The 14,274-nt window shown below is 68.2% G+C and carries 15 protein-coding genes; 13 read left to right on the forward strand and 2 right to left on the reverse strand.

The features are described from left to right. Nucleotides 1-2 precede the first annotated feature (2 nt). The gene (locus PQU89_RS11115; RefSeq protein ID WP_272765885.1) at nt 3-923 is read right to left on the reverse strand and encodes a LysR substrate-binding domain-containing protein; all 921 of its coding nucleotides are present in this window, start codon (nt 921-923) and stop codon (nt 3-5) included. Between the two features lie 147 nt (nt 924-1,070). Between PQU89_RS11115 and yfcF the strand changes: the two genes are divergently transcribed. From yfcF to PQU89_RS11150, 7 genes are all read left to right on the forward strand, one after another. Next, the gene (gene yfcF / locus PQU89_RS11120; RefSeq protein WP_272757085.1) at nt 1,071-1,703 is read left to right on the forward strand and encodes a glutathione transferase; all 633 of its coding nucleotides are present in this window, start codon (nt 1,071-1,073) and stop codon (nt 1,701-1,703) included. A 79-nt stretch (nt 1,704-1,782) separates the two neighbouring features. Then, nucleotides 1,783-2,649, forward strand: coding sequence for an AraC family transcriptional regulator (locus PQU89_RS11125; protein ID WP_272765886.1), 867 nt, complete (start codon nt 1,783-1,785; stop codon nt 2,647-2,649). A 263-nt stretch (nt 2,650-2,912) separates the two neighbouring features. Beyond that, nucleotides 2,913-3,881, forward strand: a complete 969-nt coding sequence (locus PQU89_RS11130; protein WP_272765887.1) for a DMT family transporter — start codon at nt 2,913-2,915, stop codon at nt 3,879-3,881. Between the two features lie 82 nt (nt 3,882-3,963). Next, nucleotides 3,964-4,224, forward strand: a complete 261-nt coding sequence (locus PQU89_RS11135) for a hypothetical protein (protein ID WP_272765888.1) — start codon at nt 3,964-3,966, stop codon at nt 4,222-4,224. A gap of 12 nt (nt 4,225-4,236) precedes the next feature. Then, the gene (locus tag PQU89_RS11140; protein WP_272765889.1) at nt 4,237-5,046 is read left to right on the forward strand and encodes a CbbQ/NirQ/NorQ/GpvN family protein; all 810 of its coding nucleotides are present in this window, start codon (nt 4,237-4,239) and stop codon (nt 5,044-5,046) included. Beyond that, the gene (locus PQU89_RS11145) at nt 5,036-5,425 is read left to right on the forward strand and encodes a hypothetical protein (protein WP_272765890.1); all 390 of its coding nucleotides are present in this window, start codon (nt 5,036-5,038) and stop codon (nt 5,423-5,425) included. The genes PQU89_RS11140 and PQU89_RS11145 overlap by 11 nt, the downstream gene beginning before the upstream one ends. A gap of 17 nt (nt 5,426-5,442) precedes the next feature. Then, on the forward strand, nt 5,443-7,269 hold the full coding sequence (locus tag PQU89_RS11150) for a nitric oxide reductase activation protein NorD (RefSeq protein ID WP_272765891.1): 1,827 nt from the start codon (nt 5,443-5,445) through the stop codon (nt 7,267-7,269). 75 nt (nt 7,270-7,344) lie between these two features. On the opposite strand, the gene PQU89_RS11155 is transcribed toward PQU89_RS11150, so the two are convergent. Further along, complete coding sequence (locus PQU89_RS11155) at nt 7,345-8,262, reverse strand: bestrophin family protein (protein ID WP_272757093.1); 918 nt, start codon at nt 8,260-8,262, stop codon at nt 7,345-7,347. A gap of 262 nt (nt 8,263-8,524) precedes the next feature. Here PQU89_RS11155 and PQU89_RS11160 point away from each other — a divergent pair, with 262 nt between their 5' ends. From PQU89_RS11160 to ahbB (PQU89_RS11185), 6 genes are all read left to right on the forward strand, one after another. Then, nucleotides 8,525-10,219, forward strand: coding sequence for a nitrite reductase (locus PQU89_RS11160; RefSeq protein ID WP_255907036.1), 1,695 nt, complete (start codon nt 8,525-8,527; stop codon nt 10,217-10,219). 42 nt (nt 10,220-10,261) lie between these two features. Beyond that, the gene (locus tag PQU89_RS11165) at nt 10,262-10,570 is read left to right on the forward strand and encodes a c-type cytochrome (RefSeq protein WP_272765892.1); all 309 of its coding nucleotides are present in this window, start codon (nt 10,262-10,264) and stop codon (nt 10,568-10,570) included. Between the two features lie 109 nt (nt 10,571-10,679). Continuing rightward, nucleotides 10,680-11,045, forward strand: a complete 366-nt coding sequence (locus PQU89_RS11170) for a c-type cytochrome (protein WP_272765893.1) — start codon at nt 10,680-10,682, stop codon at nt 11,043-11,045. Next, nucleotides 11,042-12,223, forward strand: a complete 1,182-nt coding sequence (locus tag PQU89_RS11175) for a cytochrome D1 domain-containing protein (RefSeq protein ID WP_272765894.1) — start codon at nt 11,042-11,044, stop codon at nt 12,221-12,223. The genes PQU89_RS11170 and PQU89_RS11175 overlap by 4 nt, the downstream gene beginning before the upstream one ends. Then, the gene (gene ahbB / locus PQU89_RS11180) at nt 12,223-13,206 is read left to right on the forward strand and encodes a siroheme decarboxylase subunit beta (protein WP_272765895.1); all 984 of its coding nucleotides are present in this window, start codon (nt 12,223-12,225) and stop codon (nt 13,204-13,206) included. The genes PQU89_RS11175 and ahbB (PQU89_RS11180) overlap by 1 nt, the downstream gene beginning before the upstream one ends. Nucleotides 13,207-13,219: 13 nt before the next feature. Next, complete coding sequence (gene ahbB, locus PQU89_RS11185; protein WP_272765896.1) at nt 13,220-14,260, forward strand: siroheme decarboxylase subunit beta; 1,041 nt, start codon at nt 13,220-13,222, stop codon at nt 14,258-14,260. The last annotated feature ends 14 nt before the right edge of the window (nt 14,261-14,274 follow it).

Consider the following 14,274-nt stretch of genomic DNA (forward strand, 5'->3'; position numbering starts at 1 on the left):
GCTCAGCCGCCGGGGGCGATGTCGTGCAGCGGCGGCGGCTGCAAGGCCGCGAGATAGCCGGCGGTTTCCGCATTGATCCAGTGGCGGAAATCCTGCTGCTTGGCGGCGGCACTCTCGCGTTGCGGCCAGACCAGCCAGTGCGGCGACAGGTGCGGCACGCGGATGTCGGTCAGCTGCACCAGCTCGCCGCGTTGCAGCGCGCTGGCCACCAGGCTGCGCCGCAGCAACGCCACGCCCAGCCCCTGCTGTACTGCCGCCAGCACCAGATTGCTGTCGTTGATCCACAGCGCGGCGTGCGCCGGCTCCGCCACCCCGGCGGCGCTGCACCAGCCGAGCCAGGACTCCACCGTGCGCACCACCGGGCAGGCCACCACCTCGGCGGCGGTGCGCGGCAGCTGGCCGCCGTTGAAGTGCGGTGCCACCACCACCAGCAGCTCGTCGTCGAACAGCCGTTGCTGCTGCACGCCCTCCCAGCCACCACGCCCCATGCGGATGCCGATATCGACCAGCCCCTGCTGCAGGTCCTGGATGTCGAGGCTGGCACGCAGCGTGACACGATAGTGGGGGTGGCGGGCGTAGAAGCGCGGCAGCCGCGGCAGCAGCCAGTGCTGGCCGAAGGAGGGCAGCACCGCGATCACCAGCTCGTCGCCGCGCGGCCGGGCGCGCACCAGCCGGGTGGCCTCGCTCAGTTCGCCCAGCGCCACGCGCACCTGCAGCGCGTACAGGCGGCCATCCTCGCTCGGCTGCAGGCCGCGGCCCTCGCGCAGGAACAGCACGCTGCCGAGCTGATCTTCCAGCAGCCGGATCTGCTGGCTGACGGCGGAGTGGGTGACATTGAGCTCGGCGGCGGCGAGGCTGACGCTGCCCAGTCGCGCCACCGCCTCGAAACTGCGTAGCGCCGCTAACGGTGGTAGGTTTTTCATGTAAGAAAATCTAACAGAAAACCCAAATAAATATCGATTTTCGCACGCAGCAATGGCCTTTATAGTGCTTTCTTCAATACCGGTCGGTGACGTGTGATGCAGTAGCGCTTACATGTGTGCCGTTCGGCCTCCCGCCAGGAAAGGAAGATGATGTCGTCGCCAGCCGTGTTCACCCTCTATGCCGATAGCCGTTTCACCAGCCCCTACGCGATGTCGGTGTTTGTCACCCTGACCGAAAAAGGGCTGCCCTTCACGCTGCAGACGGTGGATCTGGAGGCCGGCGCCAACCGGCAGCCGGCCTACGCCGCGTTGTCGCTGTCGCAGCGGGTGCCGTTGCTGCTTGACGGCGATTTCCGCCTTGCCGAATCGTCGGCGATCAGCGAATACCTGGAGCAGCAGTACCCGACGCCGGCGGTGTATCCGGCCGAGGTGCGGCAGCGCGCGCTGGCGCGACAGGTGCAGGCGTGGCTGCGCAGCGACCTGCTGCCGCTGCGGGCGCAACGCAGTACCGAGGTGGTGTTCTGCCGGCCGGTCGATTGCCCGCTGGATGCCGCCGGACAGCAGGCGGCCGACAAGCTGTTCGCCGCCGCCAGCCAGCTGCTGGCCCACGGTGGCGAGCACCTGTTCGGTGACTGGTGCATCGCCGACACCGACCTCGCGCTGATGCTGCAGCGGCTGCTGCAGAACGGCGACGCGGTGCCGCCGCGGCTGGCCGATTACGCGCGGCGGCAGTGGCAGCGGCCGTCGCTGCAGGGCTGGCTGCAGCTGCCGCGCGACTGAGCGGCAGCCTTCCGCGATCACGGCGCGGGGTGCATACTCTGTGCTTGCCGCCCGTGACCGCCGACCCGCCATTCCCGCCATGACTGTTGCCGCCGTTTCCGCTACCACCGCCACCCCGCTGCTGCAGCTGGCAGGGGTGCCGGAGGTGTTCGAGCACACCACCGACCGCGCCGAGTTCTGTCTGCCGGCGCCGGGGGTAGAGCTGTACCGCGCCCATATCGTGCGTCACGCCTTCGAGCCGCACACCCACCAGGCGTTCGGGCTGGGCGCGATCGAGGCCGGGGTGGAGCGTTTCCGTTACGGCGGCGGCGAGCATCTGGCGCCGCCCGGTTCCATCGTGCTGATGAACCCCGACGAGCTGCACACCGGCCGCGCCGAGACGGAGCACGGCTGGCGCTACCGCATGCTGTATCTCGATCCGGCGGTGCTGGCGCGCGTCAGCGGCGAGGACGGCTGGTGGTTCGACGAGGCGGTGCGGCACGATGTCGCCAGCGCGCAGCGCGTCAGCCAGCTGCTGGCCGCGCTGTGGCAGGCGCACGAGCCGCTGGCCTTCGACAGCCTGCTGTTCCGGCTGCTGGCCGAGTTCCGTCGCCATGCGCGGGTGCCGCAGCCTGCGCCCGCCGAGGCGGCGCACCGCTTCGCACCGGTACTGGACTATCTGCGCGCCAACCTCGCCGAAAAACTGACGCTGCCGCAGTTGGCGGCGGTGGCTGGTCTCAGTCCCTTCCATTTCCTGCGCCGTTTCCAGGCGCAATACCACGTTACGCCGCAGCAGATGCTGATGGCGCTGCGGCTGTTCGAGGCCAAGCAGCTGCTGGCGGCCGGCGTTGCGCCGGCGCAGGTGGCCGCCGCCACCGGGCTGGCCGATCAGGCGCACCTGACGCGCGCCTTCGTGCGCCGTTACGGCGTGACCCCGGCGCGCTACCAGAGGCAAGTGCGCACCTAGGGCGCGGTGCCAGGCGCTGTGGCGGCTGGGTCGCCATCGGGCGCTACGGCGTCAATAACAGCGTCTGCCTGCCGGTTCATCTCTGGATAAACGCCACTGGCGCCGCCGCTATGCCTGGCCTGGTCTGGCGTGAGCGCACGCGAGCCTGAATCGCGGCCATCGCCGCGCACCGGTGTTGTCGCGCCCAAGGTTGGCCGCAATCTGGTACAAGACGTCGCCTGCGCCGCGGGCTACCGTGGGCCTATTTGGCGGAGGGCAGGGTGATGGGAACGGGCGTGTTGTATGCACTGGCGGCGGGGCTGATGTGGGGGCTGGTCTTCGTCGGCCCCTTGCTGCTGCCGGAGTATCCGGCGGCGCTGCAGTCGGTGGGGCGCTACCTCGCCTTCGGTCTGATCGCGCTGCCGCTGGCGTGGCTGGACCGGGTACGGCTGCGCGAGCTGACGCGCGACGACTGGCTGGAGGCGCTGAAACTGGCCGCCATCGGCAACCTGTTGTACTACCTGTGCCTGGCCAGCGCCATCCAGCGCGCCGGTGCGCCGTTGCCGACCATGATCATCGGCACGCTGCCGGTGGTGATCGCGGTGAGCGCCAACCTGCGCGACCAGCGCCGCGACGGTCGCCTGCCGTGGCGGCAGCTGTGGCCGTCGCTGCTGCTGATCGGCGTCGGCATCGGCTGCGTCAACAGTGTCGAGCTGGTGGCGCTGCAGCGCGAAGAGGGCGGCGATCTCGGCCGCTACCTCAGCGGCGCCTTGCTGGCGACGGTGGCGGTGGCGTGCTGGACCTGGTACCCGCTGCGCAATGCCGACTGGCTGCGCCATCATCCCGGCCGCAGTCCGCGCAGCTGGGCCACCGCGCAAGGCGTGGCGACACTGCCGCTGGCGCTGCTCGGCTACGCGTTGCTGTGGGGCGGCATGACCGTCGCCGACAGCCCGTTCGCGATGCCGTTCGGGCCGCGGCCGCTGGTCTTCCTCGGCCTGATGGCGGTGATCGGCCTGTTCGCCTCGTGGCTGGGCACGCTGTGCTGGAACGAGGCCAGCCAGCGGCTGCCGACCGCACTGGCCGGGCAGCTGATCGTGTTCGAGACGCTGGCGGCGCTGGGCTATGCCTTCCTGCTGCGCGGCGAGTGGCCTGCACCGCTGACCCTGCTCGGCATCGCCCTCTTGGTCGCCGGCGTGCTGTCGGCGCTGCGCGTCAAGCCGCAAGCGGTGGCTACCACCGCCCACGCCGGCTGAGGCCGTAGCCCGCCGCGCAGGGGCGGGGTTTCCTTGTTTGTCATCAAGGTTGGCCGCAGCGGCGTTGCGGCATGATGCAGCCATGAACTCCTCCCGCATCTCCCCGCCGGTGTGGCCGGTCTGGCTGTGGCTGTCGTCGCTGACCCTGCTGCTGGCGCTGCTGAGCGAATGGCACGGCAGCGGCGCGCTGCTGGCGACGCTGGCGCTCGGCGGTGCCTGGCTCAAGGGCATCGCCATCGTCGAGTCGCTGATGGCGCTGCGCCATGCGCCGCTGTGGCTGCGCGGCATCGTCCACAGCTGGCTGCTGCTGGTGTGCGGGGGGCTGCTGATCAGCTTTGCCTAGGAACCCACCCCCATGAATGCACCCGTCCATGCCAAGCTGGCAAGCCAGCTTCCGTTCTACCAGCCGGTAGCCGATGAATGCACCGTTTTTGAGACCGCCTGGCGCCAGCAGTTGCCGGTGCTGATCAAGGGCCCCACCGGCTGCGGCAAGACCCGCTTCGTCGCGCACATGGCGGCGAAACTGGGCCTGCCGCTGTTTACCGTGTCCTGCCACGACGACCTGTCTGCCGCCGACCTGGTTGGCCGCCACCTGATCGCCGGCGGCGACACCCGCTGGTGCGACGGCCCGCTGACGCGGGCGGTGCGCGAAGGCGGCATCTGCTATCTCGACGAAGTGGTGGAGGCGCGCAAGGACACCACCGTGGTGCTGCACCCGCTCACCGACGACCGCCGCATCCTGCCGATCGAGCGCACCGGCGAAGAATTGCAGGCACCGCCCGGCTTCATGCTGGTGGTGTCGTACAACCCCGGCTACCAGCACGTGCTGAAGACGCTGAAACCGTCCACCCGCCAGCGCTTCGTGGCGCTGAGCTTTGATTTCCCGCTGCCGGAAGTGGAACGTGCGGTGGTGCAGCACGAGGGCGGCGTGGACGAAAAGTTGGCCGCACAGCTGGTGACCTTGGCCGGCCAGATCCGCCGCCTCACCGGCTACGATCTCGACGAAGCGGTCAGCACCCGCCTGCTGGTGTACTGCGCCAAGCTGATCGCCAGCGGCATGGCCGTGCGCCTGGCCTGCCGTACCGCGCTGGTGGAGCCGCTGTCGGACGAAGCCGACACCCTGGCGGCGCTGATGGCGGTGGTGGATACCCAGTTTGGTCACTGAGCTGGCGGAGGCGGAGCGGCCGCGGGCGATTGGCGCGCACGCGCTGTACCTGCTGAACCTGTTGCTGCTGCCCGGCCTCGCCTTTGTCGTGCTGTGGTGGTGCCGCCGCCACTGGGCCGCGGCCGCCAGCGCCGAACTGCGCCGGCATCTGGACCAGGCCTTCGGCGCGGCATTGTGGAGCGGGGCACTGATCGTGCTGGTCAGCCTGTTGCTGGTGCTGTTGGGCGGCCTGCAACAGCCGGCCACCTGGGTGCTGCTGATCCTGTATTTCACCGTGATCCATGCCGCACTGGTGTTACTGGGTGCCTACGCGCTGTCGCGCGCCATGGCCGGCTTGCCTTGCCGTTACCCGCTGCCCGGCCTGTGGCGGCAACCCTGATTTGAAAGACACACCCTATGGAAGACCTTGTTGGCGGCTGGTGGGACAAGCTGATCCGCCGTACCGCCTACCGCGGCTATCCGCAGGCGGCGGTGGCGCTAGCGGAGATTGAAAAGCAGGCGCCGCTGTTCTTTCGTGCCATGGGCGGCGACCCGGCGCTGACCCTGCGTACCGCCGTCGGCACCGCCCACGGCGCGCGGCGCCGGCTGCTGGAACGCATCGCCGGCACCGGCGAGCAGGTCGAACTGGCGTGGCGCGACGGCCAGTCGCTGTACCTGCCGGAGAAGATCGACCTGTTCCCCGACGCGGCGCGCAACCGCGAGCTGTATTTCTGGCTGATGGCGCTGGCGGCGCAGCCGCAGCACGGCGACGACGGCGACTGGCTGACGCGCAACCGCCGCGCCAGTGCCGCCTGCCTTGCCGCGATGCCGGGACTGGCCGCGCTATACCAGCGATTGGTGACGGCACTGCTGCCGCTGCGTGACACGCCGCGCGACGCCGCCGCCGCGGCGCAGGAGGCGGCGATCCGCCAGGCACTGCTGCAGCCGGACGCCGCCATTACACTGCCGCCGTGCCGCACCCCGCCACAGCCGGTGCTGCTGTGGCTGCACCCGACGCCACCGACCGCGCCGACCGCGAACGCCGACGACAAGCAGACGCCGGAGATGGAGGACAGCGACAGCAAGGAAACGAAGAAAAAGCGCCGCTACCGCGCGCGGCGCGACACGGCCGACGAACGCAAGAACGGCATGCTGCTGGTGTTCCGCGCCGAAAGCATCTTTACCTGGGACGAGTACGTGCGCGTCAACCGTCACACTGACGACGATGACATGGACGACGCCGGCGCCGCCGCCGAGGACATGAACACGCTGACCATCAGCCGCGACAACCGCCGCCGCGCCAGCCGGCTGAAGTTCGACCTCGACCTGCCGGCCGCCGCCTACGACGACACACCGCTGGGCAGCGGCATCCTGCTGCCGGAATGGGACTACAAGCGGCAACGGCTGGTGGCCGAGCACTGCTGCCTGAAGCCGATGCTGCCGCGCGACGCTACCCCGGCGCCGCTGCCGGACAAGCTGCAACCGCTGGCACGGCGTCTGCGCCGCCAGTTCCAGGCGCTGTCGCCGGAGCGCACCCGCAAGAGCGGCGAGGCCAGCGGCCCGGACATCGACCTCGATCGCCTGATCCGCTTTCTCGCCGAGAAACGCAGCGGTGTGGCGGTGGCCGAGCCGCCGCTGTACCAGGCGTGGCCGCCGGGTGGGCGCAACATGGCCTGCCTGCTGCTGGCCGACCTGTCGCTGTCCACCGAAAGCTGGCTTGGCGAAGCCGGGCAGGTGATCGGCGTGATCCGCGACAGCCTGCTGCTGTTCGCCGAGGCACTGTCCGCCTGCGGCGACGCCTTCGGCCTGTACGGCTTTTCCTCGATCCGCCGTGACGAGGTGCGCTACCTGCTGCTGAAGGATTTTGCCGAGCGCTACGACGACACCACCCGCGGCCGCATCCTGGCGCTGCGTCCCGGCTACTACACGCGCATGGGTGCGGCGATCCGCCAGTCCACCCGCATCCTGCTGGAACAGCCGGCACAGCGCCGCCTGCTGCTGATCGTGTCCGACGGCAAGCCCAACGATCTCGATCACTACGAAGGCCGCTACGGTGTGGAAGACACGCGCCAGGCGGTGCTGGAAGCAAAGCGGGCGGGGCTGATCCCGTTCTGCGTCACGGTGGACAAGGAGGCCGGCGAGTACCTGCCGCACCTGTTCGGCCGCCGCGGCTACAGCGTGGTGCACGACGCGCGGCGCCTGCCGCAGGTGTTGACCAGCCTGTACGCCAGCTTGACCGCCTGACGCGCGGTTGTCAGTAAAAAAGGTTGGCCGCAGTGTTGCGGCCAACCTTTTCTTGTTGATGCGCCAGGGCGCGGCTCAGTACAGGTAGACGCCGTTTGGCTGCGGTGCCGGTACCGGCACCGGCTGGCGCAGCATGTCGCACACCGCGGACTCGATGCCGTGGCACAGCGCGGTCAGCGGCAGGTCGTTGCCTTCCTTGCCGAACGGCTCTTCCAGCTCCTCGCCCAGCACGTCCAGTGCCATATAGGTGTAGGCGATGAACACCGCGATCAACGGCGTCAGCCAGCCGATGCTGGTGGTCAGCCCGATCGGCAGCAGCATGCAGTAGATGGTGACGGTGCGGTTGAGCAGCACGCGGTAGGTGAACGGGATCGGCGTGTTGCGAATGCGTTCGCAGCCGCCGACCACGTCGGACAGCGCGTCCAGGTTGCGGTCGACGCTCTGCCACTGCCACTGGTCGATGCTGCCGCTGTGGCGCAGGCTGGCGTTGAGGCGGTGCAGGTAGAGCAGGATCAGCCCCGGCTTGCCGGGTGCGTCGGCGATCGCCTGCCATTCCGCCGCCGGCAGCAGCCGCTGCAGGTGAGCGGCGACGTCGTCCTGGCGCAGCTGGCCTTTCAGCGCATAGGCAAAGGCGCAGATGCCGTGCAACATCTGCCGCGACTCCGGCCGCGCATCGGCGACCGCCAGCAGCTTGCCGGCCAGGGTGCGCGCCACGATCAGCAGCGTGCCCCACAGCTTGCGCGCTTCCCAGAAGCGCTCGTAGCTGACCGAGTTGCGGAAGCTGAGGAAGATCGCCAGCGACACCCCCATCAGTGTGAAGATGTAGATGTTCAGCGACGACTGCGCGTGCTGGCTGATCCACCAGTTGGTAGCGAAGGCGGACAGCAGCGAGATGAGGAACACCAGGCACAGCCGGGGCAGGATGCGTGGCAGCACCGAGCCGCGCCAGACGAACAGCAGCTCGAACCAGTTGTGACGAGAGTGGATGATCATGATGGGTAGCGGGGGCAGCGAGAGATAAGCCAGCCCGACATCATAGGTGCTGCCGGCCTGTGGCCACAAGGTGTGGCGGCGGCAACGGCGTCTTTTTTTGTGCGCTGCGGCAAACGGCCGCCGCCGCGGGCAAGGCCGGCGGGCGACAAGTTCACGCCATCCTGCACCGGATTCCGATCCGTTGATACGAATCAATGATGCCAATGTCACCACCGGCGGATGATGCGCGCATGAATTCCCTCATAGCGTGGTGGAGAGCATCATGAAAAGCTTCAGGATAAGTGCACTTGCACAGGGCGTATTACTGGCAACCTTGCCGTTCGCTGCATCGCTGGCGCTGGCGGACGCCGCCGGCAGTCCGGCGGCTCAGTCTCAGCAGGAGATGCACCAGAACATCAACCCCAAGGCACCGCCGATCACCAAGGTCGAATTCGAGCGTGCCAAGCAGATCTACTTCGAGCGTTGCGCCGGCTGTCACGGCGTGTTGCGCAAGGGTGCCACCGGCAAGCCGCTGACGCCGGACATCACGCTGGGCAAGGGCACCGACTATCTGAAGGTGTTCATCGCCTACGGCAGCCCGGCCGGGATGCCGAACTGGCAGACCTCCGGCGAGATGAGCGAGCAGGACGTGGACCTGATGGCGCGCTACATCCAGCAGGAGCCGCCGACCCCGCCGGAATTCTCGCTGGCCGACATCGAGAAGTCGCGCAAGATCTACCTGCCGGTAGAGAAACGCCCGACCAAGAAGATGAACAGCTACAACCTGGACAACATCTTCTCCGTCACCCTGCGCGACAGCGGCGAAGTGGCGCTGATCGACGGCGACAGCAAGCAGATCATCAACATCATCAAGACCGGCTACGCGGTGCACATCTCGCGGCTGTCCAAGTCCGGCCGCTACCTGTACGTGATCGGCCGTGACGCCCGCCTCAACCTGATCGACCTGTGGCTGCCGAAGCCGGACAACGTCGCCGAGGTCAAGGTCGGCCTCGAGGCGCGCTCGGTGGAGACCTCCAAGTTCAAGGGCTTCGAGGACAAGATCGCCGTCGCCGGCACCTACTGGCCACCGCAGTTCGTGATCATGGACGGCGACACGCTGAAGCCGCGCAAGGTGGTGTCCACCCGCGGCATGACCGTGGACAACGAGTACCACCCCGAGCCACGCGTGGCCTCCATCGTCGGCAGCCACTACAAGCCGGAATTCGTGATCAACGCCAAGGAAACCGGCAAGATCATGATGGTCGATTATTCCGACCTCAATAACCTGAAAACCACCACCATCGACTCCGCCAAGTTTCTGCACGACGGCGGCTTCGACAGCAGCGGGCGCTACTTCCTGGTGGCCGCCAACGCCTCCAACAAGATCGCGGTGGTCGACACCAAGGAAGACAAGCTGGCAGCACTGGTCGATGTCGGCAAGATCCCGCACCCGGGTCGTGGCGCCAACTTCGTGCATCCGAAATACGGTCCGGTGTGGAGCACTTCGCACCTGGGCAGCGAGGACGTGACGCTGATCGGTACTGATCCGGTGAAACATCCGCAGTACGCGTGGAAGGCGGTCAGCGTGTTCAAGGGCCAGGGTGGCGGTTCGCTGTTCATCAAGACCCATCCGAAATCGAAGAACCTGTGGGTGGACACCCCGCTGAACCCGGATGCCAAGGTCAGCCAGAGCGTGGCGGTCTACGACATCAACAATCTGGCCAAGGGGCCGCAGGTGATCGACGTGGCCGCCTGCGCCAAGCTCTCGGACGACGGTGCCAAACGCGTAGTGCAGCCGGAGTACAACAAGGGTGGCGACGAGGTGTGGTTCTCGGTGTGGAGCGCCAAGAACAAGGAATCGGCCATCGTGGTAGTCGATGACAAGACCCGCAGCTGCAAGGCGGTGATCAAGGACAAGCGCCTGATTACCCCGACCGGCAAGTTCAACGTCTACAACACCCAGCACGACGTTTACTAACCCTCAGCGCGGGCCGCGACCCGGCCCGCCACGGAGATCATCATGAAAACATCCCTGCTTACCGCGCTGCTGCTCAGTGGCGGCCTGCTGCTGGCATCCGCAGCCAACGCCTCGCCAGAGCTGGCGAAGAAGTACAACTGTTTCGCCTGTCACAGTATGGACAAGAAAGTGGTCGGCCCGGCGTTCAAGGACATCGGCAGCAAGTACAAGGGCCAGAACATGCAGGCCAAGCTGGAAGAGAAGGTGAAGAAGGGCGGCGCCGGCAGTTTCGGCCCGATCCCGATGTCGCCGAACCCGCAGGTGCCGGATGCCGACATCAAGTTGCTGGTGAAGTGGGTGCTGGCACAGTAAGTCCCGCTTCTTGCCGCGCGCCGGCCCGCTCCGGGCTGGCCGCCACGGCACGGACTTTGATCGCAGCAGGCGCCGCCTGCTGCCGTGAAAGCCTGACCGGAATCCCGCCATGAAACTGCCTGCCTGTTGCCGTACGCTGACTGCCAAGTGCCTGCTGCTGGGCTGTTGCGCCGCCTTGTTCATCTCCGAAGCCGTCTATGCCGACAGTGGCATCGTCTCCCCCGCACCGCAACGCGTCGCCGAGCTGCGCCACCTGCTGCGCGAAGACTGCGGCGCCTGTCACGGGCTGACCCTCAACGGCGGCCTCGGCAGCCCGCTGACCGCCGCCGCGCTGGCCGGCAAGCCGGGCGACAGCCTGGTCGCCACCTTGCTCGATGGCCGTCCCGGCAGCGCGATGCCACCGTGGCGGCCGTTCATGAGCGAGGCCGAGGCGCAGTGGCTGATCCGGCAATTGCAGCAGGGAATGACGCCATGAACGCGCGTACAAGGTTGGCCGCAATGGCGGCGGGGGCGGTCGTACTACTGGCCGCCTGCGCGACACCGGCGCTGCGCGGCAGCGGCGATCTTGGCGTGGTGATCGAACGTGCCGCCGGCAGCGTGCAGGTGGTCAGCAACAGCAGCAACACCATGCTGGCGCGTATCGGCGGGCTGGGCGACCTGTCGCACGCCTCGCTGGTGTACAGCCGCGACGCGCGCTACGTGTACGTGTTCGGCCGCGATGGCGGCATCAGCAAGGTCGACATCCTGGCCGGCAAGCTGGTGGCGCGGGTGCTGCAGGCCGGCAACAGCATCGGCGGCGCCATCTCCAGCGACGGCCGCATCGTGGCGGCGCAGAACTACAGCCCGGGCGGAGTCAAGCTGTTCGACGCCGACACGCTGGCGCTGCTGGCCGACATTCCGGCGCTGGACGACAACGGCCAGCCGTCCAAGGTGGTGGGTCTTGCCGACCTGCCGGGCAACCGCTTCGCCTTCAGCCTGTTCGAGGCCGGCGAGATCTGGGTGCTGGATGCCGCCCAGCCGCGCGCGCCGCAAGTGACGAAATACCGCAACGTTGGCCGCAACCCCTACGACGGCCTCGCCAGCAGCGACGGCCGCTACTACATCGCCGGCCTGTACGGCGACGACGGTCTGGCCTTGCTGGACAACTGGCAGCCGCAGGCCGGGGTGCGCCGCATCCTGCCGGGCTATGGCCAGGGCCGGGACAAGCAGCCGGTGTACAAGATGCCGCACCTGCGCGGCTGGAGCCTGGCCGGCGACTACGCCTTCCTGCCGGCGATCGGCCACCACGAGGTGCTGGTCGCCGATCGCCGTAGCTGGCAGGAAGCGGCGCGGGTGCCGGTGTACGGCCAGCCGGTGTTCGTGATGGCCGAGCCGTCCGGACGGCGGGTGTGGGTGAACTTCGCCTTTCCGCATAACGACACGGTGCAGGTGATCGACGTGCCGACGATGCAGGTGATCCAGACGCTGAAACCGGGCCGCGCCATCCTGCACATGGAATTCACCGCCCGTGGCGACGCGGTGTGGCTGTCCAGCCGCGACGATGACAAGCTGGTGGTGATCGACACCGCCACCTTCCAGACGCGGCGCGAACTGCCGGCGGCCAACCCTTCCGGCATCTTCTTCAGCTGGCGTGCCGGCCGGATGGGCATGTGATGGGCGCGCCGCAAGAGGTTGGCGAGCCACCCGCGCCGCTATTGGCGCTGCTGGATCGCTACCAGCGCGATTTTCCGCTGCAGCCGCGGCCGTTTCGCACGCTGGCGGAGCAGGCGGGCATGAGCGAGCACGCCTTGCTGGCAGCACTGGCGCAGGCGCGTGCCGACGGCCTGCTCGGTCGTCTTGGCGCGGTGTTCGCTCCCAATACCGTCGGCGTCAGTACCCTGGCGGCGCTGGCGGTGCCGTCGGCGCAGCGCGACGCCATCGCCGCGCAGATCAGCGCGCTGCCGCAGGTCAACCATAACTACGCGCGCGAACACCACTACAACCTGTGGTTCGTGCTCACCGCACCGGATCGTGCCGGCATCGACGCCGCGCTGGCGCTGATCGCCAGCCGCACCGGCTACGTGGCGCTGGACCTGCCGCTTGAGCGCGAATACCACATCGATCTCGGTTTTGCGCTGGGCGCCGGCGGCCCGTCGCGACGGACAACCCTGATCCCATCCGCGCCGCTGCTGGACGACGGTGACCGGCGCCTGATTGCGGCGCTGAACGAGGGCATCGCGCTGCAGCCGCGCCCGTTCGCGCTGCTGGCCGACGCCTGCGGCCTTGCCGAGTACGAGGTGCTGCAACGGCTGCAATGCTGGGTCGCCAGCGGCGTGATCCGTCGCTTCGGCATGGTGCTGCGCCATCACGAGCTGGGCTTTCGCGCCAACGCGATGTGCGTGTGGCAGGTGCCGCCAGAAACGCGCGACGCCATCGGCGCGGCGCTGGCCACCGACCCGGCGGTGACGCTGTGCTACGCACGGCCGCCGCAGGGCGCGCACTGGCCGTACAACTTGTTCTGCATGATCCACGCCCGCGATGCCGCCAGTGCCCACGCTGCCGCGCAAAAACTGTCCGACAGCCACGGCCTGGCCGCGCTGCCGCAGGCAGTGCTGATTTCCACCCGCCGCTACACCCAGCGCGGCGCACGTTACTGACCGGAGTCTTGCCATGAACGCACCACTGCCCCCCGCCATGTCCGCCGCCGACACCCCGCACGCGGCCGACGAGCCGGATGCGACGCTGGACGCGCTGGACAGCCTGATCATCGACACGCTGCAGGGCGGTTTCCCGCTGCTGCCGCGCCCGTACGCCGCCGTCGCCGACAGCATCGGCCTTACCGAGGCGGTGCTGCTGAAACGGCTGCAACGGTTGCTGACCGGTCGGGTGCTGACTCGTTTCGGCCCGATGTACCAGATCGAACGCATGGGTGGCGCCTTCGTGCTGGCGGCGCTGGCGGTGCCGGAGGCACGCTTCGACGCGGTGGCGGCGCAGGTGGGCGCGCTGCCGGCGGTGGCGCACAACTACCGCCGCGAGCACCACTTCAACATGTGGTTCGTGCTGGCCACCGCCACCCCCGGCGGCATCGCCGACGCCATCATCGACATCGAAAGCGCCACCGGCCTGCGCGTGTACGACTTTCCCAAGCTGCGCGAGTACTACGTCGGCATGCGATTTACCGTCGGCGGCCAGGCGCCGGTCGGCACGCTGCCGGACAGCACGCAGGGCAATCACGAGGTGGAGCTGGACGAGCGCGACCGGCAGCTGATCCGCGCCAGCCAGGGCGGGCTGCCACTGCTGCCGCAGCCGTACCGGCATTTGGGCGAAGCGCTGGCGATGACGGAAGACGAGGTCTGCCAGCGGCTGGGGCGCATGCTGCAAAACGGCGTCATCCGCCGCATCGGCGCGGTGCCCAATCACTACGCCATCGGCTACGCCGCCAACGGCATGGCGGTGTTCGATGTCGACGATGCGCACATCGACGCGCTGGGCGAACGGGTCGGCGGCCTGCCGTTTGTCAGCCACTGCTACCGGCGCCTGCGCCGGCTGCCGCAGTGGCCGTACAGTCTGTTCGCGATGTGCCACGGCAGCAGCCGCGACGAGGTGATGCAGCAGGTGGCCGCCATCCGCCAGCTGCTGGGCGCCGCCTGCCGCGGTCACGAGGTGCTGTTCTCCACCCGCATGCTGAAAAAGAGCGGGCTGCGTATCTGAATGCGCGTCGCGGT

It is taken from the genome of Vogesella indigofera (assembly GCF_028548395.1).
Classification (GTDB): Bacteria; Pseudomonadota; Gammaproteobacteria; order Burkholderiales; family Chromobacteriaceae; genus Vogesella; species Vogesella indigofera_A.

Coding starts and splice junctions, on each gene's coding strand:
- PQU89_RS11155 (WP_272757093.1), bottom strand. CDS start 8,262: ATGATCATCCACTCTCGTCACAACTGGTTCGAGCTGCTGTTCGTCTGG.
- yfcF (WP_272757085.1), top strand. CDS start 1,071: ATGATGTCGTCGCCAGCCGTGTTCACCCTCTATGCCGATAGCCGTTTC.
- PQU89_RS11140 (WP_272765889.1), top strand. CDS start 4,237: ATGAATGCACCCGTCCATGCCAAGCTGGCAAGCCAGCTTCCGTTCTAC.
- PQU89_RS11135 (WP_272765888.1), top strand. CDS start 3,964: ATGAACTCCTCCCGCATCTCCCCGCCGGTGTGGCCGGTCTGGCTGTGG.
- PQU89_RS11150 (WP_272765891.1), top strand. CDS start 5,443: ATGGAAGACCTTGTTGGCGGCTGGTGGGACAAGCTGATCCGCCGTACC.
- PQU89_RS11125 (WP_272765886.1), top strand. CDS start 1,783: ATGACTGTTGCCGCCGTTTCCGCTACCACCGCCACCCCGCTGCTGCAG.
- PQU89_RS11130 (WP_272765887.1), top strand. CDS start 2,913: ATGGGAACGGGCGTGTTGTATGCACTGGCGGCGGGGCTGATGTGGGGG.
- ahbB (WP_272765895.1), top strand. CDS start 12,223: ATGGGCGCGCCGCAAGAGGTTGGCGAGCCACCCGCGCCGCTATTGGCG.
- PQU89_RS11160 (WP_255907036.1), top strand. CDS start 8,525: ATGAAAAGCTTCAGGATAAGTGCACTTGCACAGGGCGTATTACTGGCA.
- PQU89_RS11115 (WP_272765885.1), bottom strand. CDS start 923: ATGAAAAACCTACCACCGTTAGCGGCGCTACGCAGTTTCGAGGCGGTG.
- ahbB (WP_272765896.1), top strand. CDS start 13,220: ATGAACGCACCACTGCCCCCCGCCATGTCCGCCGCCGACACCCCGCAC.
- PQU89_RS11165 (WP_272765892.1), top strand. CDS start 10,262: ATGAAAACATCCCTGCTTACCGCGCTGCTGCTCAGTGGCGGCCTGCTG.
- PQU89_RS11175 (WP_272765894.1), top strand. CDS start 11,042: ATGAACGCGCGTACAAGGTTGGCCGCAATGGCGGCGGGGGCGGTCGTA.
- PQU89_RS11170 (WP_272765893.1), top strand. CDS start 10,680: ATGAAACTGCCTGCCTGTTGCCGTACGCTGACTGCCAAGTGCCTGCTG.